Here is a 22168-nt window from a genome sequence, read left to right on the forward strand (position 1 = left end):
CCTAATTTTGCAAAGGTTCAATCAGATCGCGAGTAACGTACTTTGTGAACAAAGTGGCTAAACGGGTATATACTCGACCATCTAATTCGCTATAGTCACCTTTTAAATAAAAATCGCCTCGATTTAATAAAGGATCTGCTATCAAAATCTCTTGCAGACCAGGTATTTCTTTTTCACCAAATTCGTTTTTGACCCAGTTAACATCTTCTGGATGCATGGCAAGCACTTTATAGGCTTGTAGGGAAGGCAACTCGGATTTGATGGTGTGGAGTAAATCGTTTAACTTATCAGGATTAACGGATAACTCCACACCAATACAATGCTGAGTTAACCAAATTATTGTTTGAATTATTTCTTGCGTCACTTGCTCATCTACAAGTTTTACTGGTTTTTGTAGCAGATCAAACCAATATATAAACTTTTTCCTTTTTTCATTAATTTCAGCTTGCGCTTGTTGCATGCCTTCTGCATAGCCTTTTTCTCTAGCTTCCTGCTTTAAACGCTCACACTCAGCACGAAAAAGCTCCTCTTCATTAATTTCAACTTTCGCTTCATTATTTACAATCGATTCATATTCCCATGTACTAAACTCACTGCTCTTCTCTTTTTTCTTTAGGTAAGGCTCGAATTCATCCGACATATACTTATCATCCCTGAAAATCATATCCAATCATAAAATGTAACTTTAGTGCGGTGAACTCAAAGAAAATAAACCCCAGTTCCTTGCACTATAGCGCCATCCACTAAGCCCTATACATCGTTGCAAGCTCGTTCGGCTCAGGTCATGTACTTGAACTTGAGTACACTCCTTCACTTCTCTTGAATTGCGCCTTACCTAGAACTTAGTGGATGACGCCATACAACCCATACGTTAAATCATCTCATCCCCACCTTTGGAGCCTAGTGCGATCTTACCTTCTTCTGCAAGGCTTTTTGCTATAGCCAGAATATCACGTTGGGCACGCTCTACATCCACTACTTTAACAGGGCCTTGTAACTCAATATCCTCTCGTAATAAATCAGCGCCGCGTTTAGACATATTAGAGAATATTTTTTCCTTAGTAGGCTCGGTAGTTCCTTTCAAAGCCAGTTTTAATTGCTCAGGCGTTACATCACGCAATAACGTTTGCATGCTTCGATCATCCATATCCACCAAATTCTCAAAGACAAACATTTTGTCTCGGATTTTTTCGCTTAGCTCTTCATCCCAATCTTTAATTTTATTGAGTACTTCTTCCTCCATAGCACCATCAAAATAGTTAATTACGTCAGCAACGCTCTTAATGCCTCCTACAGAGGCAGATTTACTTACTTTCTGACCACTAAGTTGTTTCTCTATCACTTGTCCTAGTTCGGAAATGGCTTCTGGTTTTACTGTATCAATATTACACATCCGCAATAATACCTCCGAGCGTTTCTCCACACTAAAATAGCGCACCACTTCAGCTGCTTGTTCACTATCCAAATGGATTAATATCGTTGCAATAATTTGTGGATGCTCATTACGTATTACATCAGCGATTAATCGACCATCTAACCATTTTAAACGGTTAAGTCCGCTGTCTTTATCAGAAATCAGGATTCGATCAATAAATGGAGTCGCTTTTTCTAGTCCTAAAGCTTCAATGAGTACCGTTCGTAAATAATGCTCAGTATCTACCGTTAAACTAGTTTGCTCCCCAATAGCATTCGTAAATTCAACAAGCACATTTTCCATTTTCGCCTTGGTAACATTATTGAGCGTCGTCATCGCGACCCCCACCTTTTGTACTTGTCTCGGTTCGAGATGTTTTAATACTTCAGCAGCATTTTTTTCGCCCATGCTTAATAGCAAGATAGCAGCACGCTCAATCCCATCCATAATTACCCCCGATCAACCCAATTTTTAACTACCTGTGCTACGCGCTTGGGTTCTTTATCAACAACCTGGCGTAATAAATTTAACTGTGATTCATAATCATTTGCTTCTTTGATTGAAATTGTCCCATCATAGGTCAAATCTGCTATAGGTTGCTCATCATCCGTAACCCCTCTGACATTTCGATTGCTAGCGAGTGTTTTTAACATTGGCCTTAGCACACCAAAAATTAAAGCTAAAACAAATAAAGCGGCTGCCGTTTGCTTCACTATGGACCAGAAAATATCTTTTTGCCAAAAACGCTCTTCAGGAATAGCAGCTATAGGATCAGGTTTAACAAAATCAGTATTGATCACATTTAAACTATCACCACGTTGTGCATTTAATCCAATTGCATCTGCAACAAGTAATTTAATTTGCTGTATTTCCTTTTGCGTTAAAGGAGTTTTAGACATTTTTTTAGTTTTCTCATCCCTTACGGCTTTGTTGTCTACCAAAACCGCAACAGTGAGTCGTTTAATCGTTCCAGGTTGATTTTTGGTATGGCTAATTGTTTTATCCAGCTCAAAATTCTTAGTACTTTGTGTGCGCGAATCAATGGATTGGCTGGTATCTGACGCTGCCTGGGGTTGTGGTTGTGCATTTGGTGGTACATTTTTAGGGGGGGCGTTCTTGGGAGTAAGAGCAGGATTAGCCTGCGGTGTATTAGATAAAGTACCAGGCACTCCAACTGCTTCATTTGAAACATTACGTTTCTCTTCCATGGTTTGTTCACTACGTAAAGAAGGCAGTTCAGGATTAAACATTTCTTGCGTTTGTTCATAACTGGTAAAATCTATATCAGCAGAAACTTTTGCTCTAACCCGTCCATAACCAAGTATTGGTGTTAAAATATCTTGAATTTTTTGAGCATATTGATGTTCCAAATTTTGTCTGTAATCTAAAAAGCGCTCTGTATCTGTAAAAAGAGTTTGCCCACCGCCTTCATTTAACAATTGACCATCTTGATCAACAACCGTCACCCGACTTGCAGAGAGATTTGGAATGCTGGATGCAACCAAATTTACAATTGCTGCAATTGTATGCTTTTTAAGCTCCAAACCTGAATAAACATCTAGAAAAACAGAAGCACTAGGCTCATGAGCATCACGAACAAAAGCCGATTCACGTGGAATTGCTAAATGAACTCGAGCTGATTTAATATCATTGAACTTACTTATAGTACGGGCAAGCTCAGCCTCCAGCGCTTGCTTGTAACGCGCGTTTTCCATGAATTGACTACTGTTAAACGCATTAGAGCTGGAAAAAAGTTCTTCTGAAGCCACAGGATCACGAGGCAATCCTTCCATTGCCAATTTAAGACGTACGTTTTGCAGATTATCGGCCGCAACCATAATCATGCTATTGTTATTATCAATCTTAAAATCAAAGCCATTACGCTCAAGGGCAGAGACTACTTCAGCCGCATCACGCGCATTCATTTGTGTGTATAAAGGAACATAATTCGGATCACGAGACCATAAAACAACCGCTAAACCGATGGCAATACTTGCAGCAACTCCCACAAGTAAACCAATTTGACGCGCAATAGAAAGATTTGCAAACTTTGCTGCCACTGTTGATGCACTATCAGCCAATGCCATTTCAAGCTCCTAATTATACTGGCATATTCATAATGTCTTGATACGCTTGTACCACTTTGTTGCGAACCCGAACAGTAGCTTCAAGCCCCAAATTGGATTTTTGGGCCGCTATCATTACTTCTCCTAAACTCACGTTAGGATCACCCATTTCAAAACGTGTTTTTAAAGAGTCTGCAGATTGATTTAACTCATTGACCTGATTTAATGCTTGTTGAAATACCGTACCAAAAGGAGCTTGATTTGTTTCTGTTTCAATCACTGCACCTTCAGCCTTGGCAGACATTGTCTTTATCTGATTTAGCAGATTAACCGTATTAATATCACTCATCCCTATTTACCTCATAATTATTTGGCGTTTTATCCCTTTTTCTGGTGACCAAGGTCATAGCAGCCTCTTATGTCATCGCACCAAGGTGATACAATTTTTTATACTGTATACCCTTCCTCTCGCATTTTTGCTAATTTATAGCGTAATGTTCGTTCACTTACCCCCAATAAAGCTGCGACTTTCTGTCTATTTCCTTCATTCTCTAATAAAGTTTTTTCAATTAATTCAAATTCATGAATTTGCAAATTTTTACTGTTAGCGGCCGGGGTAGTTTCAGGAACCAAGGTCGCGTTTAATGACAATTGTAAATGCTCTGCTTCTATAATGCCTTGAGTTTGTAAAACTAATGCTCTTTGAATTACATTATCTAATTCCCGCGCATTTCCCGGCCATGGGTAAGCCAACATCAGCTTCTGAGCTGCTGGACAAATCACCGGAACCACAGGTTGCTTATGCTGGCAATGTTTACGAATTAAATAGTTAGCCAAGGGAATTATGTCATTCTTTCTTTCACGTAAAGGATGCCACTGCAATGGGAATACATTCAAACGATAAAACAAGTCTTCCCTAAACCGACCAGCCTTCACTTCATCCTTAAGCTGTCGGTTGGTGGTAGCCAGAATGCGTACATCCAAACTAATTGTTTTATTAGCTCCAATTCGCTCCACTTCTTTTTCTTGTAATACTCGAAGCAATTTAGCTTGTAAACTTAAAGGCATTTCACTCACTTCATCAAGAAGCAAAGTTCCCCCTTGTGCCTGTTCAAACTTTCCAGCCGTTGATTTATAAGCTCCAGTAAATGAACCTTTTTCATAACCAAATAAAGTAGCCTCGAGCATTTGCTCCGGAATTGCAGCACAATTAATCGCAATGAAAGGTTGTTTTTTCCGGGGTGAATGATCATGAATAAAATGAGCTAAGACCTCTTTACCCGTGCCACTCTCTCCACTAATCATCACACCGACATCCGATTGGGCCACTTTTAATGCCATAGTCAGTAAGGCCTGACTTTTAGGATCCTGGGCAATGGGCTCTCCAGTATCCTCATCAAACTCCACTTTAATGTATTGATTTATTTTTTCAGTTAACACTTGGGCACTAAATGGCTTTTGGAGGTAATCTACCGCACCGTTATGAAGAGCATTCACCGCATCTTGTACTGATCCATAAGCAGTCATCAAAATTACAGGTAGCCCAAGTCTTCTTTTTTGAATCTCAGCTAATAGCTGATTTCCATCAAGTTCATCCATGCGAATATCCGTTAGTACCACTGATGGATTATGAATTTCTAGAAGCGCCAAAGCTTCCTTGCCATCTTTAGCAGTAATATATGTATGGCCAGCAATAGTCATTGTTTCAGCCAGCGCTTCCCTTAATACTGGATCATCTTCAACGATTAAAACATGACTCATAAAAAGTCCTTTTTCTAAGTGTTATAAAAAGGATATCATCCAGGGCGCGGTAAAGCATCTCCCGAATGCATTTTAAAAACTTAAGCAGGAGACACTTCAACATGCTCAGGATGACGACTTAAAATATTACGGCAAAAACAAATTAACTTGAGTTCCAACTCCTTCCGTAGATTCCAGACTCAACCGTCCGCCGTGTGCTTTTACTACAGCATAAACAACCGCCAAACCTAAACCATTTCCTTGTGCCTTTGTAGTATAAAAAGGGGAAAAGGCCTGGTTCTTTACTTCTTCAGTCATTCCTTTACCATTGTCCTCTACTGATATTTGTATACCTGAATCATCCATAGATGCAAGTGTTAAATTAATTTCTGTTGCATCAGATTGCAATGAATTGATCACCAAGTTTAAAACAGCACCAATTAATGACTCTGCATGAACTAATGACTCACTGGAAATCAGCTGATTGTTCACATTGAATGTTACATTACGAGCTAAAACATAAGGCTGCGCACGTTGTACGAGTAAGGAACACCAATAGTTCATATCCATACGTGTCGGCTCTATTGTAGTGCCTCGTGCAAACAATAATAAGTCCTGAATTTGCTGCTCAATACTGGTATGACACTCTTGCAATCGATGAATCCAATTTTGGGTACGCACATCCAAATCAGGAAGATTATTCAAATGTTCTGTATACAACATCGCTGAAGCCAAAGGAGTTCTGATTTGATGTGCGAGCTGTGCAGTCATTGTGCCAATTGAGACTAATCGTTTTTCATTTTCTTTAGCCTTCTCATAATCCCGCGTAGCAGTTATATCAGTTAAACTGACCAATATGCCCGGCAAACTGTCAAAAGTTGCAATCGCTACATGGACTCGACGACCATCTGCCAGAGATACTTCATGTCCATCATCAGCACGAGGAACAAAAGCGCGTAAAATCACATCCAACCATAATGAATCGAGTAACCCATACCCCAGCATTGCTTCAGCTGGTGGATTTAACCACACAATTCGTCCTTGAGAATTGATGATTACCAAAGCAGTTGGCAAGCTGGATAAAATATCCCACTCAGAAAGAGGTATTTGCGGTCTTACAGCACATGTTTGGTAATTAGAATAATGCATACTGGATGAAATTATTTTAATTAATTAAGATGACTGTAACAAATTTAGAGTAAAATGAAAATATATTTAAAATCATACAATTAATCCAAACTCCATTTTTTCTTTCTTGCATTTGATATTATAAATAAATTTATGCATAATGTATTTTTACTTGATATTATTACTGCCTAATATGCTACTAACATGCTTACCACAAATGATGATGCGCTACCTGGACACTGTTGTCGAGGTTGGGCGGAGTTATTTGTAAATAGCGCTAACAAACTAATCCTCTCCAATACCAGTGTTCAGGCTTCGCGATACTGGTTTTTCAACCTTCAAACCAATACAAAGCGCTCAAATTAAAATTTTGCATAAAAATTTTAGCTTTGGCTATCATATGAGTTAATTTTGATGGAAATCACGGCTCATGACTTTCATCTAAAAAGGTTTTTTGCAGAATCAAGCTATAAGTTAACTGATAATTAACAAATAATTGGTTGACATTTTGGCAGTGAATCAGGTGATTATTATGACAAAATGCAAATATGAATTTTCTAATGAACTTAAAAGGAGTAACTCAACTTTCGAACTCAATGGAGTGATATACACTCCACTTCGAGGCAATCCAGGTGGATATACTTCCATCAACAGATTTTTTGGCATAGAAAACAAACCCAGTTTCATTGTTAAAAAACCTAGATATAAGAGCAAAGATAGTGAGGAAATTATTAATTTTTATGCAACTGCCTACGAAAAAGAAAAAACAATATGGAATACAGTATATCCAGAAAAAAAAGCAGACTTATTTAGGGATAAAAATGGCCAGATTCGACTGGTTTTACCGTTTTTAAATGCTTCTCCAGTAAGTTATAGTTTAAGTGATTATCGTGCAGATCCCCTGACTTATTGCCAACAAATACTTGCTATTGTGGATGAGGTTCATAGATTTCACAGCTTGGGGTTACGTCATGGTGACTTGAAGCTGGACAATATTTTAATAGAAAAAAAGGAAGACGGTACCTTTAAAGCCTACTTGATTGACTTTGGCAACGTATACAAAATATCTAATCCCGATCATGAAGATCCGGATTGGATTCCTCGCGATTGTAATGCATTAATTCTTAATTCGTTAACAAGTTGCATCACGGGATTACGCAAACGCCATTCATTGTTTTACAGTTATACATCTCTTGGCTTGCTCAAAAAAGAATTGCTAGAAGAAATAGAAAATCTAAGTGCAGAGAATAAATTGTACTCTAGAGCATCATTGTAAAATATATAACCTGAGTGAAGTGTCACAGAACTCAGGTTAAGATTCTCGCTTTTTTTCATCCAGTGATTTTAAAAAATCTAACTTCTCGGCAATCTTTATTTCTAGACCACGACTTACTGGCTTATACCAGCCGGGTTCTTGCATCCCTTCAGGTAAGTAATGTTCTCCAGCAGCATAAGCATGGGGTTCATCATGAGCATAACGATACTCTTTTCCATATCCTAGCTTTTTCATTAAACGGGTAGGAGCATTGCGCAAATGAATAGGCACTTCTCGAGATTTATCCCGTTTTACAAAATCCATAGCCTCGTTGAACGCGACATAAGCTGCATTACTTTTTGCAGCAATTGATAAATAAATGACGGCCTCCCCCAGAGCAAGCTCTCCCTCAGGAGAACCCAATCTTTCGTAAGTAACTGCAGCATCATTTGCAATTTGAACAGCTCGTGGATCAGCTAAACCAATGTCTTCCCATGCCATTCTCACAATACGCCGTGCCAAATAACGAGGGTCTACTCCCCCATCTAACATACGGCATAACCAATAAAGTGCTGCATCAGGATGAGAGCCACGCACTGATTTATGCAGCGCAGAAATTTGATCGTAAAAATTTTCGCCGCCTTTATCAAAACGCCTGACCTGCTCTGTCAGTGAATTCATAACAAATTCTTTAGTGACATGTATATTATTCATTGTGGTGCATGCTGCAAGCAATTGTTCAAGGCTATTTAATAACCGTCGGGCATCACCATCGGCAAATCCGATAAGCATTTCTATCGCATCATCATCAAACTGGATATGAGATAAAACAGCCTTATATGCTTTTTGGAACAAACGTTTTAATTCTTCATCAGTCAAAGACTTCAAAACATAAACTTGGGCGCGTGACAGCAAAGCTGAATTTACCTCAAAAGAAGGATTTTCAGTAGTAGCCCCTATGAAAGTCACTAAACCCGATTCAGTATAAGGTAATAATGCATCTTGTTGCGCTTTGTTAAAACGATGAATTTCATCAATAAACAATAAAGTATGTTTACCATAGGTCAGATTTTCTTGGGCTTTTTCAACTGCAGCGCGGATGTCCTTAACACCGGAGAAAACTGCGGAAAGCGCTATCCATTCGCAGTCAAAAGCTTCAGCGGCAATGCGGGCAATCGTCGTTTTACCAACTCCTGGCGGCCCCCATAAAATCATTGAATGAAGCTTTTTCCCAGCAAAACTAAGCTGTAAGGATTTTCCTTCTCCCAATAAATGACTTTGCCCAATTACTTCATCCAGACTTTTGGGTCTTAAAAGTTCTGCTAATGGTGGTGTGGGCATCGTCTTAAATAAGCTCATTGCCGAACCACATCAACCCCTTTTGGCGTTTTGAATTGAAATAAACTAGCAGCCAATTTAGGGTTTAATTTGATTTGCAATAATTGGACCGTTGTTACTTGACCCAATTGATCATAAAGCTCCAGACCTGTTAAGGTATTTTGGCGAAACATCAATTTTATCCGTTGGAAATTTGCTTTAGGTGATTTTGATTTCAAATCAAAAACAAGCTCATTACCCACATTACTCTGAGCCACTTTAAAATCTCGGGTTACAGTATCGTCATAACCACTCAAGAATAAAGCAGCAGTTCCTCCTAAACCTTTTTGTTGCGTTTTAACAGTTACTTGCTCCAGATCCTTGTCATAGACCCAAATTTTCTGACCATCAGCTACCATTAACTGCTCCATAGGCTGTGTCGTCTGCCAACGAAATCGACCCGGTCTTTGTAATGCCATAGTCCCTGATGAACGAGATACTACTCGATGTTTTGCTTTTACTGTTTGCTTAAAAACAGCTGTCATTGAGCGAATACCATTTAATTTGGCCTGCAACAATGCATCAGGTGTTTCACAATATCCTGCGATAGAAACACTCAAGAGTAATGCGATTAATATTTTTTTCATTGTTAATCCTCCGTCACGGATGACACCAAGACATCACGATAACCGCCATCTAATGGGCCCACAATTCCTGTTCGCTCCATTTCCTCAACCATTCTTGCTGCACGGTTGTAACCTATTTTTAAACGTCGCTGAACTGCAGAAATACTTGCCTTGCGCGTTTGAATAACGAACTCTACTGCTTGATCATAAAGAGGATCATCATCCTCAGCCGTGGATTGGCCGTCTTCATCTGTTCCCCCTTCATTACCATCAGCAGTTAATTTTAAAATATCATCAATATAATCAGGTTCCCCTCGAGCACGCCAGTCATCAGCAATACGATGAACCTCTTTGTCATCAACAAACGCGCCATGAACACGTAAAGGTGCTCCGCTCCCTGGTGCCAAATAGAGCATATCTCCATGTCCTAATAATTGTTCAGCACCTTGTTGATCTAATATAGTACGAGAATCAATTTTTGACGAAACTTGAAACGACATCCTTGTAGGAATATTTGATTTAATCAACCCAGTCAAAACATCCACCGAGGGTCTCTGTGTCGCAAGAATCATATGAATTCCAGCAGCACGGGCTTTTTGAGCAATGCGTGCGATTAACTGTTCTACCTTCTTCCCTACAACCATCATCATGTCGGCAAGCTCATCAATCACGACGACAATATGGGGTAAAGGCTCTAACTCTGGAGCTGTTTCATCCATTGAATCAACAGGCTTCCATAAAGGATTAACTAAAGATTGGCCATCAGCAATCGCTTCGGCGATTTTACTATTGAAGCCTGCCAAGTTTCTTACGCCCAAAGCAGCCATCAGTTTATAACGACGTTCCATCTCTTCGACACACCAACGCAAAGCACTGGCAGCCTCTTTCATATCGGTAACCACAGGAGTCAACAAATGCGGAATACCATCATAAACTGATAGCTCCAACATTTTAGGATCAACCATAATAAGTCGTACCTGATCGGGGGTTGCCTTAAACAAGATACTTAGAATCATGGCATTAATACCAACTGATTTACCAGACCCTGTTGTCCCAGCAACCAATAAATGCGGCATTTTTGCCAGATCAACCACTACAGGGTGTCCTGCAATATCAACGCCTAAGGCTAAGGTTATCGGCGAATGCGCCTGTTGATATACCTCCGCTAATAAAACATCCGATAATCGAACAGTTTCTCGCGAATGATTGGGTAGCTCTAACCCAACTACAGTTTTACCTGGAATTACTTCAACAACACGAACTGAAATTACGGATAAGGACCGGGCTAAATCTTTAGCCAATGCAGTCAATTTGCTTACTTTAACCCCTGCTGCCAATTGTAATTCAAAGCGAGTGACCACAGGTCCCGGATGTACAGCTACCACTCCAGCCTGAATGCCAAAATCCAGTAAATGTTGTTCTACTTCCCGTGATAAATTCTCCAGCTCCTGATGCGTGTATCCACCCATTGGTTTTCCAGGTTGTCCTTTATCTAATAAGCTTAGAGAGGGTAATTCACCGGAAGTACTTACTTTAGGAATACGGATTTCTTTTATTTCCTTAACTGGTTTAACAATTTCAGGTTTTACTTCATTAGTAATTAAAATAGGAGGAGCTACCACCACCTCACTTTCTTTCTCTACTTTTGGTTTAAATAATTTCGGAGCAGGTTTTTCGCGAGGTGTTTTGGTTATTTCTTTTGACTTTGAACGCTCGACTTGGGCCTTAAAAAGAGCCACTACTTTTTGTATTGCCTTAGAAACATAATTTACAGCGAATAATGTATAAAAACCAATAAGTTCAATCGCCCTTATCCAGGATAAACCGGTTAACCATGTAGTCCCTACTAAAAGCATAGCCAATAGAACTAAGCTTGCTCCATATAAATTCAGCATTTGATACCAACCGCCACCAACAGCCTGTCCTATAAATCCTCCGGCACCATGAATAGAATCCAATTGATTCATCTCTGCCTCGAGGCTTAATAAACCGCAGCCTCCAGCAAACATAAGCATCAATCCAACAGAACGAAGAACTAAAACACGTTTATCAAGAGTTTTTAATGCACGAAAATCGTGCAATAAGGCCCAGGAAATATAAACAAAAGCGATAGGTACCAAATAGGCAAAATATCCAAATACAAAATACAGCGCGTCCGCAATATATGCGCCCACTTGTCCGCCTGAATTTGCAACAACTGCTCCAGCTCGTGAAGCATGGGAAAATCCAGGATCACTGATTTTATAAGTTAGTAAAGACAAGAGCACAAAAAGAGCACTTGTTAAAATTAATATAAAACTACCCTCGCTAAGTCGCTTTACAACATAGCTAGGCATGTGTTTTTTGGATGCACCAGATTTTTTTCCTGAATGTTGTTTTTCCATAGGTATTTTCATATCGTTGTTTTTGTCATAATATTCGCCATCTTAACACAAAATATCAAAATATTAAGGAAGGCAGAGATAATGAGCTCAAGCAATCATCACCGCTTAATCATATTAGGTTCAGGACCAGCAGGTTACACCGCTGCAGTCTATGCTGCAAGAGCCAATCTTCATCCAGTTTTAATCACTGGAATGCAACCAGGAGGTCAATTAACGACGACGACGGATGTTGATAACTGGCCTGGTGACATCGAGGGATTACAAGGCCCTGCCCTGATGGAGCGTATGCAAAAACATGCAGAACGCTTTGATACTCAAATTATTTTTGATCATATTGTTAAAGCTAATTTAGCACAAGCACCTTTTACACTGCATGGTGACAGTGATATTTATACCTGTGATGCGTTGATCATCGCTACTGGAGCTTCTGCACGATATCTGGGGTTAGAGTCAGAATCAGCTTATCAAGGCCGAGGGGTTTCTGCCTGCGCCACATGTGATGGCTTTTTTTACCGCAATAAAGCAGTCTGTGTTATTGGCGGAGGAAATACTGCAGTTGAAGAAGCGCTTTATTTGTCTAACCTCGCTTCTTCCGTAACCTTAGTACATCGACGCGACAGCCTGCGTGCTGAGAAAATCCTTCAGGATAAACTCTTTGAAAAAACACATAACGGCAATATTAAAATAATTTGGAACTCCACTCTTGATGAAGTCATTGGCGATGATAAGAAAGTAACTGGAGCTTTAATTCGTAATGTGCAAAATGATACAAAGGAATTGTTAAATGTCGATGGTGTATTCATTGCTATAGGACACACACCTAATACTGATTTATTTAAAGATCAATTGATCATGAATAATGGTTATATCGTTATCAAATCAGGACTGGAAGGTATGGCAACCAGCACTTCTATTCCCGGCGTATTTGCTTGTGGTGATGTTGCTGATCATGTGTACCGACAAGCCATTACCTCTGCTGGTTTTGGTTGTATGGCGGCTCTTGATGCAGAGCAATACTTGGATTTGAATTTAGGAAAATAGCGTTTAATTGAAATCTGGTGTGCGGTGAAGCTGATTTATAATAAAACAACTCTGCTTTGCTGCCCCAAATAGATCCGCCACTTATGCTGACTCTGGTGTTTTATTTTGATGAAGCATTTTCAACATAATATCTTTACCCATAGCTTCAATCATTTTCATAAATAAGGGAGGGTTTTTTTCTTGTAAGCGGCGTAAATCGGAATAACGCCAATATAAAAAATCTACGGGTTCTCGTGAATATATGGTAGTGCTGGCTTTACCGTCTCTAAAATAACTCATCTCACCAATAAAGTGATAAGGACCTACTTTTATAATAGCTCCATCTACTTCAATATAAACCAAACCTTCAGTGATCAACATTAAATTTTCTACAGGTTCCCCTTTAGTCAGCATTTTTTTATTGCTGGAAGTACCTCGGTAACTTAATTTAATCAGGCGAATAAAATCACTCGTTTGCATACTTGAAAAGAATAAATCTTTTATTTGTTGCAAATCATAAGGCAAGTCTCTAGGCATCATATCTCTTAACAAAATACCAATCTGTACAAAATTAATCATTAATGATGCGATAGCCCAATATGCAACTGGAGGTACATCAGCCAATGCACCATAGAGCAAAAACGATAAATCAGATAGTATAAATATTGTACGAAGAAAGAGTACTTTTCTAAAACAAAGACTCAAAAGCATTAAAATATTTCCCAGGCTATACAAATAATCCAATTGGTTCCTCCAGTTCTTGTTTCATCTAGAAAAAAGTAGTTGCAGCAAGTTCAACTGCTTTTTCTAGGTTTATAATAATTGTAGAATAAAAAAGATTTGTAAGAGAAAAATTCTTGATAAATCTAGGAGATTGTATTGAGCCATGAAACGCACTTCTTTCCAAATCCAGAAACAAGCGATGACCAAGGTCTATTATTCATTGGTGGTGATTTAGAACCCCAGCGTATACTTCAAGCTTATAGACAGGGAATTTTTCCTTGGTATGAGCCAGGGACGCCTATTCTCTGGTGGTCTCCAAACCCAAGGCTCATATTGATTCCCAATGAGTTTAAAGTGTCTCGCAGTTTACAAAAATCATTAAAAAAATCCTTCAGATTTACAATAGATACAGCATTTAAACAAGTAATTACTGCGTGTGCTACGTGTACTGAACGAATAAATAATACCTGGATTACGAAAGAAATGATTGAAGCATACACTCGCTTACATACTATGGGCTATGCTCATTCCTTTGAAATATGGTATGAAAATGAACTTGTAGGAGGCTTATATGGACTCAGTTTAGGCCATGCTTTTTTTGGTGAATCGATGTTCCACAGGATAACAGATGCCTCAAAAATTGCTTTTTATTATTTATGCAAAACAATGGCAGACTGGAGTTTTGATTTTATTGACTGCCAAATTCCAACCACCCATTTACAAAGTCTAGGCGCCAAAGTTATCGGACGAAAAGAATTTCTTCACATGCTATCCCAGTCATTAAAACATCCTACAAAACAAGGTCCTTGGAATATCATTTTGCCTTAACATTTCAAATAGCAACAACAGTGTACTATTATTATACGATATAGACATACCATTACCATTTCATCCTGTTATGGCTTCAATGATTGACAATGTGGTCACTAAATAACCCGGAGTATTCGTCTATGGATTCGAAACAAAATAATGAATCAGAGTCTAAAGTTCCTATTATTTTCGGAAAACTTAGCAGTAACCAATTACATGATATTTTGGAAAACCACGGTGCCACAAAAAAAGAAACTAAGGCTGTATTCTTAATACGAGATAATTCAGCAGGAATAATGACTGTTTCATATTACTCTCAAGAACATGAAATGGTAAAACATCTCCGATTTGGATTAACCCATGACGGTTGGAAAATAGTTCCTAAGCCTCCTAAAGAACCTGCATTTACAGATACACTTGAAGTAAAAGCAAAATATATGCAAGATAAAGTAACATTTGATGATGAAATGCAACGCTTTCTCAATACTGCAAAAATGCTATTTGAACAAAGTGTTACTCCAGAACAGATTAAAACACTGTGTATTGAATTACAAAAAAATGAATTTAATTTGCATGGACTGATTAGACCCACTCGAACACAAGTTAGTCTAGAGAAACACTATGTTGACTATGTTGGCAATGTATTTATAGCTGAGGATATTCCTGGATTAGTTAATACCAATAAAGCAAGATAAGAGAAATTATATTAATACCTGAGTCTATAATGTCTGTAGTAAACGAATCATGAAATAATGCCAAATAATTAAATTTTAATGGGCCTAGATTGCCATTTTCTTCATTTTAGTGCAGTATACACGCAGTAAGTATATAATAATAAACCTTATAAATTTGGTACATCACTGAGAGACCTATGGCAAAAGAAGATCATATAGAAATGGCTGGAACGGTTATAGATACCTTACCCAACACCATGTTTCGTGTTGAATTAGAAAATGGACATGTTATCACTGCCCACATTTCTGGTCGTATGCGTAAAAACTACATTAGAATTTTGACTGGTGATAAAGTCAAAGTCGAGTTAACTCCCTATGACTTGTCCAAAGGTCGCATTATATTCCGCGATAAAAACTAAGTAGTATCTTATAAAAAATTTTCTTTAAAAACATGAAGCTCGAGAGCGGCAAAACAAACTCGAGCTTCGTTTTGCCGCTCCTTATCTATAAACTATAAAGCTTCAAATATTGCAGCAGCTCCCATGCCAGTGCCAATACACATGGTGACCATGCCATATCGTCCTTTAGTTCTTTTTAATCCATGCAATAAAGTAGCTGTTCTTATTGCACCTGTTGCGCCTAAAGGATGTCCTAAGGCAATAGCTCCACCTAAAGGGTTCACTTTGGTTCGTGGAAGATCAAGCTCTTTAATCACTGCTAAAGCTTGCGCTGCAAAAGCCTCATTGAGCTCTATCCAATCCAACTGATCTAAAGTGATACCAGCTCGTTTTAAAGCAACTGGAATTGCTTTGATAGGACCAATCCCCATAATTTCAGGAGGAACCCCAGCGACAGCATAACTTAATAATCGTCCCATTGGTTTTAAATTATATTGGTGTAAAGCCTCTTCGCTAGCCAATAAAGCAATACCTGCACCATCACTGGTCTGTGAGCTGTTTCCTGCGGTAACCGTTCCCTTTGCAGCAAAGACTGGTTTTAATTTAGAAATAACCTCATAAGAAGTATCGGCTCGTGGTCCTTCATCATCATGAACCCATTTTTTCTTCATTATTACTGCGGCATTTTCTAAATCTGCCTGTCTTATGGTAATTTCTACGGGACTGATCTCTGCTTTAAAGTCCCCACGTTGCTGTGCTGCTACCGCTTTTTTATGACTTTCAGCAGCAAACTCATCTTGTTGCTCTCGAGTAATCTCCCAGCGTTTTGCAACATTTTCAGCGGTAATACCCATCCCGTATGCAATTGCGATATCGTCATTATTGAATATCACAGGATTCGCCGTGTATTTATTTCCACCTAAAGGAACCATAGACATGCTTTCAACACCACCAGCAAGAGCTAAATGCATATCACCACTACGTATAGACTCTGCAACAGTAGCAATACTTTGCACCCCAGAAGAACAAAAACGATTAATTGTCATTGCGGGAACAGATTGAGGTAAGTCAGCAAGTAACGATGCAATACGTGCTACATTCATGCCTTGCTCTGCCTCAGGCATAGCACAACCTATTACAACGTCTCCGATCTCCTGATGATCTACTGACGGATTCCGTTTCATTAAATTTCTGATCACATGGGCCAATAAATCGTCGGGTAAAGTATTCTTAAATACACCGCGTGGTGCTTTACCTACTGGGGTACGTAATGCGTCAACTATATATACATTAGTCATTTTCAAATCTCCCTTAGTTGCGTAACGGCTTGCCAGTTTCTAGTAAATGACTAATCCGTGCTTGAGTTAATTGCGTTCCAGCAAGAGTTATAAAAGCTTCCCGCTCTAACTTAAGCATCCAGTTCTCATCAACAAATGTGTTTTGATTGAGATTGCCACCACAAAGCACTGTTGCCAGCTCCATAGCAATAAAATAATCATGCTGAGAAATAAATCCACCCTCTAACCAGTTAACCAAACCCGCCTGTAATCGTGCTTTACCTTCAATTCCAGCAATTTGGAACTGTTTCTTTAAAGGAGGGAGATAATTTTCCGTATGCATGAAATTTATCTTAGCCAATGCAACATAGAGCACTTCATCAGCATTCATGACATAGCTGTCCGTACTTCGTAAATAGCCCATTTGCATTGCCTCAGCAGCTGAACCTGCAACTTGCGCAGTGGCGATCTGTTGATAGTAACCCTGAAGAACTGCCATCAACTCTCCTTTAGGAGCCAGATGCGCAGCACGCATGGCCATTTCTTTGCATCCACCCCCTGCAGGTATAACTCCAACACCAAACTCAACCAGACCAGGATAAGCTTCAAAGGCAGCAACCACTGCATCACAATGCATCATTAGTTCACAGCCACCACCAAGAGCACGCCCCCTCAATGCTGCAACTGTTGGAACAGAACTGTATTTCAAACGTAATGCGATACGTTGAAATTGTGCAATCATAGTGTCCAAAGCCTGCATTTTGTTGTCTTTAATTAAATTAAGAACCCCGCGTAAGTCAGCCCCCGAACAAAAATTAGTCGCATCGTATTGATAAATAATTAATCCACGGCATTGTTTTTCTGCGGTTTCCACTGCAGCTTCCAATCCATCAAGAACTGCTTGCCCCACAGTATTTGCTTTACTTTTGAAATTCACTACAGCAACATCATCTTGTAAATGCCATAAACACACGCCTTCATTTTCATAAATCACAGATGTAGGGCGTACTGCTTCTTTAATAACCCGGTCAGTAAAGAATTGACGTTTGTACACAGGTAATTGGCTTCGCGATTGATAATCATTCCTCTGTGGAGAGTATGCGCCCTTTTCAGTATAAAAAGCATCGATTTCAAAAAGCCATCCGGGCAATTGCGCGGTACTAAGCGATGATTTTTCCTTTATTGCTTGATTTATATACTGGGTCATTTTTGCCAAGTCTGCTAATTGCCATGTTTCAAAAGGTCCTTGCATCCATCCAAAGCCCCAGCGAATCGCCAAATCAACATTTCGAACATTATCTGCAATTGACTCAAGATGATACGCACAATAATGGAATAAATCTCTGAAACATGCAGCCAAGAATTGCGCTTGCTTGTTATTGGAAATCATAAGGTTTTGCATGCGTGCTGCCGGATCAGGACTACCCATAATCGCTTTTAACTCATCACTTACAACAGGTTGCGCCGAGCGATAAGTTGCTGTTCCAACATCATAAACCTCAATGACTTTACCATTTTTCCTATAAATACCCTGACCTGTTTTTTGCCCTAAATGTCCCTCTTTAATGAGATTAAGAAGCCATTCGGGCAGTTTAAAAGTATGATGCCATGGATCATCTTGTAACTGTTGTTGCATTGTGTGGATTACATGTTGCATGGTATCCAGACCGACAACATCCATAGTGCGAAACGTAGCGGATTTTGGTCTTCCCAACAAAGGGCCTGTCAATGCATCAACTTCATCCAATCCCATGTCCATAGCAAAAGCATGATGCAAGGTCGTTAAGAGAGAAAATACGCCTATGCGATTGCCAATAAAATTAGGTGTATCCTTGGCACGTACCACCCCTTTTCCTAGGTAACGAGTTAACCATGTCTCCAGGTCATCCACTAATTCCTTATCCGTAGTTTCAGCAGGAATAAGTTCTGCAAGATGCATATAACGCGGAGGATTAAAAAAGTGAACGCCACAAAAATTCTTTCTATGTGCTTCGGGTAAAACAGAACATAAAGAATTAATACTTAAACCTGAAGTATTACTCACTAAAATAGAGTGTTCTGCTAAAAATGGGGAAATCCGCTTGTATAAATCTTCTTTCCAATCCAAGCGCTCAGCGATTGCCTCAATAATTAAATCACATGAAGACAAATCAGCAAGATCCTGATCATAATTTCGCGCTTGCAGCAATGCCGCAGTTTGTGCAGTAGCAAGAGGAGCAGGTTTTAGCTTCCCTAAATTAGCTATTGACTTATCAATCAGTGCATTCGTATTCCCTTCTTTAGATGCCAAATCATAGAGTAACGTTTCTATACCTGCGTTAACACAGTGCGCTGCAATCTGCGCCCCCATAACACCAGCCCCCAGAACTGCGACTTTTTTTATAAAAAAAGGTCCCTGCATTCTTTTTTCCTCATTAATTACAATGTAGCCTGGGTGAAGCGAAGCGTAACCCGGGTAATTTATGTTCTATGAACCTAGGTTACGCTTCGCTTCACCCAGGCTACAACAATTGACTTAAATCAAGACAAGTCAAAGCGAATCCCTTGAGCCAAAGGTAACTCATTTCCCCAATTTATTGTATTGGTTTGTCGACGCATGTATGCTTTCCAAGAATCAGAACCGGATTCACGGCCACCACCAGTTTCTTTTTCTCCACCAAATGCACCGCCAATTTCTGCACCTGAAGTGCCTATATTAATATTGGCTATTCCACAATCGCTACCCCAGGCACTTAAAAAATGTTCTGCATTTTTCAGGTTTTGAGTGAACATGGCAGAAGACAATCCCTGGGGTACATGATTTTGTAAAGCAATCGCCTCATCGATTGTCTTAAAAGACATAACGTACAAAATTGGTGCAAATGTTTCTTCTTGCACAATTTCCCAATGATTTTTTACATTGCATACCAATGTAGGCTGAACAAAAAAGCCAGGACGTTGTACTGATTCGCCGCCAAAGATAATCCGGCCGCCTGCTTCCTTGATTCGAGTTATTGCCTGATTAAATTGATAAACAGCTTGTTTATCAATAAGCGGTCCCATTAAATTTTTCTTATCTAAAGGATCACCAATCGTTATTTGCTCATAGGCAAAACGTAAACGCTCTACAACGTAATCATATTTAGAATGATGCACAAATAAACGTCGTGTAGAAGTACATCGTTGACCTGCAGTACCTACTGCTCCAAAAACAATGGCTGGGATTGCTAAATGAAGATCAGCTGATTCATCGAGGATAATTGCGTTATTACCACCTAACTCTAAAATAGTTTTACCTAATCGAGCTGCAACTTTCTCGGCAACCTGTTTACCTACAGCTGTTGAGCCAGTAAAGGAAATAAGAGGTATACGTTTATCATTAACCATTTCCTCAACTACATCGTGGTTTTCAGGAATAATTAAACTGAATATTTCCGGACAACCATTTGCCCTTAACACATCATTGCAAATATGCTGAACCGCAACAGCACACAAAGGAGTCTTTGCTGAAGGTTTCCACAGAGTCACATTACCGCAGATAGCAGCCAAAAAAGCATTCCAAGACCAAACCGCTACAGGAAAGTTAAAAGCCGAAATAACACCAACAATACCATATGGGTGCCACTGCTCATACATTCTATGCTGAGGGCGTTCCGAGTGCATGGAATTACCATATAACATTCGTGATTGACCTACCGCAAAATCGGCTATATCAATCATTTCCTGAACTTCTCCATCCCCTTCCTGCTTGGATTTACCCATTTCAAGGGAAACCAAACTTCCTAAAGCATCTTTATGTTCCCGCAATGCTTGACCAATTTGCCTGATGATTTCTCCCCTTTTAGGAGCAGGAACTTTTTTCCATTCATGCGCAGCGTGTTGAGCACGAATCATTACCTCTTCATAATCGCGCATAGTGCATGTTGCTATTTCTGCAAGCTTTTCACCGTTTGCAGGGTTATAAGAAATTAATTGATGCTCATGAACCCCACTTTGCCAACCTTGACCACTAAAGGCACCCGGATTAACTGCGTGAATTTTCAAGCGTTTTAATATGTCCATTAAATACCTCCATAGGAACCCTGATTAACAAAACATAATCCGGGAACAGTAACCATGATATTTCCAGTTAAGCGTAATAACGACCAAAGCGATTTTCCAGCACTGCAGATAAGTGGAATTTTTCTTGTAATATCAATCCCTTATATTCATTTTCTTGCCCAAGTACTAAATCGACTACTGCACAAACACCAGAAGCAGTACTAATTTGAATTGCTGACCACTCCAAACCACAAATTTCCGCAGGGTAAATCTTTTTCACATAATTTTTTTCGGTCAACTCGCCTCGTTTTATTCCTTCAACAGAAACATAAACAATCACAAGATCTTGATAAGTTTTAGGAATAGCATTTTCTAAAATCCGTTTTAACGTAGGCCTATCTTGATTTAATCGCAAGTCGTTCATTAATAAACGCATCTTTGAACAATGGCCAGGATAACGCATGGTCTTATAATTCATGGTTTGTACTTTACCCGCATGCAATTCTGCCAAACTTCCCAATCCACCTGAGGTGTTAAATGCCTCATATTCACAACCATCGATTTGAATGGTTTCCAACCCTTCTAAAGGTGCCAAAGTTACTGCTTTTCCATATTTAATTGCATAACAGGGGTTGCCATATTCATTAATAACTCCATCAGTTGACCAAGTTAATGAATACTGCAGTGCATTATTTGCATTTTGAGGAAGCGCTCCGACACGTAATTTAACATGATGACACTCTTCAAATTCATGCATTAAACTATTTGCAGCGATGCTGATAAATCCAGGAGCTAACCCGCATTGAGGAACAAATGCAGTTTCTGCATCAAGAGCAATTGCTTTCACTGCTTCAGTCACCGCGGTATCTTCGGTGAGATCAAAATAATGTGCTTTTGCAGCTTTTGCAGCTTCAGCAACATAAGTATTTAGGAAATATGGAAGGCTTGAAATAACAGCCACAATACCATTTTTTTCCATATAAGCTTGGGTTGACTGCTGATCTCGAACATCCAAGGCTACTGTTTTAATTTTGGGTACTGCGTCCAACAGCCTTTTTACATCTGATCCATTAAAATCAATATCAACCAGATGAACCTGGTAAGAACCGCTTTCTGATAATAAACAAGCGATTAAGCTACCAATTTTCCCTGCACCAGTAATCATTACATTATACATTTATCCCTCTCCCATTATAAAACGCAATCATCCTACACAAAATATTAAGAATTGGATAGTATTCTCTAAACTATGTGCAGAACAAAATAACAATTTTTAAAATCGAGTTATTTAATACATAATATTCAAAAAGGACTAT

At 39.2% G+C, this 22168-nt stretch carries 19 protein-coding genes; 5 read left to right on the forward strand and 14 right to left on the reverse strand.

Annotated elements, in window-relative coordinates; all coding sequences use genetic code 11:
- Position 1: 1 nt before the first annotated feature.
- From A8O27_RS05920 to A8O27_RS05945, 6 genes are all read right to left on the reverse strand, one after another.
- A complete protein-coding gene (locus A8O27_RS05920; RefSeq protein WP_058459286.1) occupies positions 2–640 on the reverse strand; it encodes a flagellar assembly protein FliH in 639 nt (212 codons plus the stop codon).
- Between the two features lie 231 nt (positions 641–871).
- Positions 872–1861 (reverse strand): flagellar motor switch protein FliG, encoded by a 990-nt coding sequence (fliG, locus tag A8O27_RS05925; RefSeq protein WP_058459285.1) that lies wholly within the window; start codon positions 1859–1861, stop codon positions 872–874.
- Positions 1862–1863: 2 nt separating this feature from the next.
- The gene (fliF, locus tag A8O27_RS05930; RefSeq protein ID WP_058459284.1) at positions 1864–3501 is read right to left on the reverse strand and encodes a flagellar basal-body MS-ring/collar protein FliF; all 1638 of its coding nucleotides are present in this window, start codon (positions 3499–3501) and stop codon (positions 1864–1866) included.
- Positions 3502–3514: 13 nt separating this feature from the next.
- The gene (fliE, locus tag A8O27_RS05935) at positions 3515–3829 is read right to left on the reverse strand and encodes a flagellar hook-basal body complex protein FliE (RefSeq protein ID WP_058459283.1); all 315 of its coding nucleotides are present in this window, start codon (positions 3827–3829) and stop codon (positions 3515–3517) included.
- Between the two features lie 98 nt (positions 3830–3927).
- Positions 3928–5241 carry a sigma-54-dependent transcriptional regulator gene (locus A8O27_RS05940; protein ID WP_058459282.1) on the reverse strand — a complete coding sequence of 438 codons (1314 nt, stop codon included), beginning with the start codon at positions 5239–5241 and terminating at the stop codon, positions 3928–3930.
- A 126-nt stretch (positions 5242–5367) separates the two neighbouring features.
- Positions 5368–6369 (reverse strand): sensor histidine kinase, encoded by a 1002-nt coding sequence (locus A8O27_RS05945; protein ID WP_058459281.1) that lies wholly within the window; start codon positions 6367–6369, stop codon positions 5368–5370.
- Positions 6370–6880: 511 nt separating this feature from the next.
- Between A8O27_RS05945 and A8O27_RS05950 the strand changes: the two genes are divergently transcribed.
- Positions 6881–7624 carry a lipopolysaccharide kinase InaA family protein gene (locus A8O27_RS05950; RefSeq protein ID WP_058459280.1) on the forward strand — a complete coding sequence of 248 codons (744 nt, stop codon included), beginning with the start codon at positions 6881–6883 and terminating at the stop codon, positions 7622–7624.
- Positions 7625–7660: 36 nt separating this feature from the next.
- Here A8O27_RS05950 and A8O27_RS05955 read toward each other — a convergent pair whose 3' ends face one another.
- The 3 genes from A8O27_RS05955 to A8O27_RS05965 are packed head-to-tail and all read right to left on the reverse strand — an operon-like array spanning position 7661 to position 11930.
- Entirely contained in the window at positions 7661–8962 is a 1302-nt protein-coding gene (locus A8O27_RS05955) for a replication-associated recombination protein A (RefSeq protein ID WP_058459279.1), read from the reverse strand.
- Entirely contained in the window at positions 8959–9567 is a 609-nt protein-coding gene (gene lolA, locus A8O27_RS05960; protein WP_058459278.1) for an outer membrane lipoprotein periplasmic chaperone LolA, read from the reverse strand. The genes A8O27_RS05955 and lolA overlap by 4 nt, the downstream gene beginning before the upstream one ends.
- A 2-nt stretch (positions 9568–9569) precedes the next feature.
- Positions 9570–11930, reverse strand: a complete 2361-nt coding sequence (locus A8O27_RS05965) for a DNA translocase FtsK (RefSeq protein WP_058459277.1) — start codon at positions 11928–11930, stop codon at positions 9570–9572.
- Positions 11931–12011: 81 nt separating this feature from the next.
- Between A8O27_RS05965 and trxB the strand changes: the two genes are divergently transcribed.
- Positions 12012–12971, forward strand: a complete 960-nt coding sequence (trxB, locus tag A8O27_RS05970) for a thioredoxin-disulfide reductase (protein WP_058459276.1) — start codon at positions 12012–12014, stop codon at positions 12969–12971.
- 81 nt (positions 12972–13052) lie between these two features.
- Here the strand turns inward: trxB and A8O27_RS05975 are convergent, their stop codons facing one another.
- Complete coding sequence (locus tag A8O27_RS05975) at positions 13053–13661, reverse strand: cyclic nucleotide-binding domain-containing protein (protein ID WP_235810504.1); 609 nt, start codon at positions 13659–13661, stop codon at positions 13053–13055.
- A gap of 168 nt (positions 13662–13829) precedes the next feature.
- Between A8O27_RS05975 and aat the strand changes: the two genes are divergently transcribed.
- The 3 genes from aat to infA all read left to right on the forward strand — a co-directional run bounded on the left by aat (position 13830) and on the right by infA (position 15576).
- The gene (aat, locus tag A8O27_RS05980; RefSeq protein WP_058459274.1) at positions 13830–14501 is read left to right on the forward strand and encodes a leucyl/phenylalanyl-tRNA--protein transferase; all 672 of its coding nucleotides are present in this window, start codon (positions 13830–13832) and stop codon (positions 14499–14501) included.
- Positions 14502–14590: 89 nt separating this feature from the next.
- Complete coding sequence (locus tag A8O27_RS05985; protein WP_235810503.1) at positions 14591–15178, forward strand: hypothetical protein; 588 nt, start codon at positions 14591–14593, stop codon at positions 15176–15178.
- 176 nt (positions 15179–15354) lie between these two features.
- Entirely contained in the window at positions 15355–15576 is a 222-nt protein-coding gene (infA, locus tag A8O27_RS05990; RefSeq protein WP_058459272.1) for a translation initiation factor IF-1, read from the forward strand.
- A gap of 92 nt (positions 15577–15668) precedes the next feature.
- Here the strand turns inward: infA and A8O27_RS05995 are convergent, their stop codons facing one another.
- The 4 genes from A8O27_RS05995 to A8O27_RS06010 all read right to left on the reverse strand — a co-directional run bounded on the left by A8O27_RS05995 (position 15669) and on the right by A8O27_RS06010 (position 22029).
- Positions 15669–16853, reverse strand: coding sequence for an acetyl-CoA C-acyltransferase (locus tag A8O27_RS05995; protein ID WP_058459271.1), 1185 nt, complete (start codon positions 16851–16853; stop codon positions 15669–15671).
- Between the two features lie 13 nt (positions 16854–16866).
- The gene (locus A8O27_RS06000) at positions 16867–19233 is read right to left on the reverse strand and encodes a 3-hydroxyacyl-CoA dehydrogenase/enoyl-CoA hydratase family protein (RefSeq protein ID WP_058459270.1); all 2367 of its coding nucleotides are present in this window, start codon (positions 19231–19233) and stop codon (positions 16867–16869) included.
- Between the two features lie 119 nt (positions 19234–19352).
- Positions 19353–20873, reverse strand: a complete 1521-nt coding sequence (amaB, locus tag A8O27_RS06005) for an L-piperidine-6-carboxylate dehydrogenase (RefSeq protein WP_058459269.1) — start codon at positions 20871–20873, stop codon at positions 19353–19355.
- 67 nt (positions 20874–20940) lie between these two features.
- Positions 20941–22029: a saccharopine dehydrogenase family protein gene (locus A8O27_RS06010; protein WP_058459268.1), complete on the reverse strand. Its 1089-nt coding sequence runs from the start codon at positions 22027–22029 to the stop codon at positions 20941–20943.
- Positions 22030–22168: the final 139 nt, after the last annotated feature.

It is taken from the genome of Legionella bozemanae (genome assembly GCF_001648595.1).
Lineage (GTDB): Bacteria > Pseudomonadota > Gammaproteobacteria > Legionellales > Legionellaceae > Legionella > Legionella bozemanae.

What these genes read in the sequence shown, in the direction of transcription:
- A8O27_RS05975 (WP_235810504.1), bottom strand. Translation starts at nt 13,661, where the DNA reads ATGCTTTTGAGTCTTTGTTTTAGAAAAGTACTCTTTCTTCGTACAATA.
- A8O27_RS06010 (WP_058459268.1), bottom strand. Translation starts at nt 22,029, where the DNA reads ATGTATAATGTAATGATTACTGGTGCAGGGAAAATTGGTAGCTTAATC.
- A8O27_RS05995 (WP_058459271.1), bottom strand. Translation starts at nt 16,853, where the DNA reads ATGACTAATGTATATATAGTTGACGCATTACGTACCCCAGTAGGTAAA.
- A8O27_RS05955 (WP_058459279.1), bottom strand. Translation starts at nt 8,962, where the DNA reads ATGAGCTTATTTAAGACGATGCCCACACCACCATTAGCAGAACTTTTA.
- A8O27_RS05945 (WP_058459281.1), bottom strand. Translation starts at nt 6,369, where the DNA reads ATGCATTATTCTAATTACCAAACATGTGCTGTAAGACCGCAAATACCT.
- infA (WP_058459272.1), top strand. Translation starts at nt 15,355, where the DNA reads ATGGCAAAAGAAGATCATATAGAAATGGCTGGAACGGTTATAGATACC.
- fliF (WP_058459284.1), bottom strand. Translation starts at nt 3,501, where the DNA reads ATGGCATTGGCTGATAGTGCATCAACAGTGGCAGCAAAGTTTGCAAAT.
- A8O27_RS05940 (WP_058459282.1), bottom strand. Translation starts at nt 5,241, where the DNA reads ATGAGTCATGTTTTAATCGTTGAAGATGATCCAGTATTAAGGGAAGCG.
- fliE (WP_058459283.1), bottom strand. Translation starts at nt 3,829, where the DNA reads ATGAGTGATATTAATACGGTTAATCTGCTAAATCAGATAAAGACAATG.
- trxB (WP_058459276.1), top strand. Translation starts at nt 12,012, where the DNA reads ATGAGCTCAAGCAATCATCACCGCTTAATCATATTAGGTTCAGGACCA.
- amaB (WP_058459269.1), bottom strand. Translation starts at nt 20,873, where the DNA reads ATGGACATATTAAAACGCTTGAAAATTCACGCAGTTAATCCGGGTGCC.
- A8O27_RS05950 (WP_058459280.1), top strand. Translation starts at nt 6,881, where the DNA reads ATGACAAAATGCAAATATGAATTTTCTAATGAACTTAAAAGGAGTAAC.
- A8O27_RS06000 (WP_058459270.1), bottom strand. Translation starts at nt 19,233, where the DNA reads ATGCAGGGACCTTTTTTTATAAAAAAAGTCGCAGTTCTGGGGGCTGGT.
- A8O27_RS05920 (WP_058459286.1), bottom strand. Translation starts at nt 640, where the DNA reads ATGTCGGATGAATTCGAGCCTTACCTAAAGAAAAAAGAGAAGAGCAGT.
- A8O27_RS05985 (WP_235810503.1), top strand. Translation starts at nt 14,591, where the DNA reads ATGTGGTCACTAAATAACCCGGAGTATTCGTCTATGGATTCGAAACAA.
- fliG (WP_058459285.1), bottom strand. Translation starts at nt 1,861, where the DNA reads ATGGATGGGATTGAGCGTGCTGCTATCTTGCTATTAAGCATGGGCGAA.
- A8O27_RS05965 (WP_058459277.1), bottom strand. Translation starts at nt 11,930, where the DNA reads ATGGAAAAACAACATTCAGGAAAAAAATCTGGTGCATCCAAAAAACAC.
- lolA (WP_058459278.1), bottom strand. Translation starts at nt 9,567, where the DNA reads ATGAAAAAAATATTAATCGCATTACTCTTGAGTGTTTCTATCGCAGGA.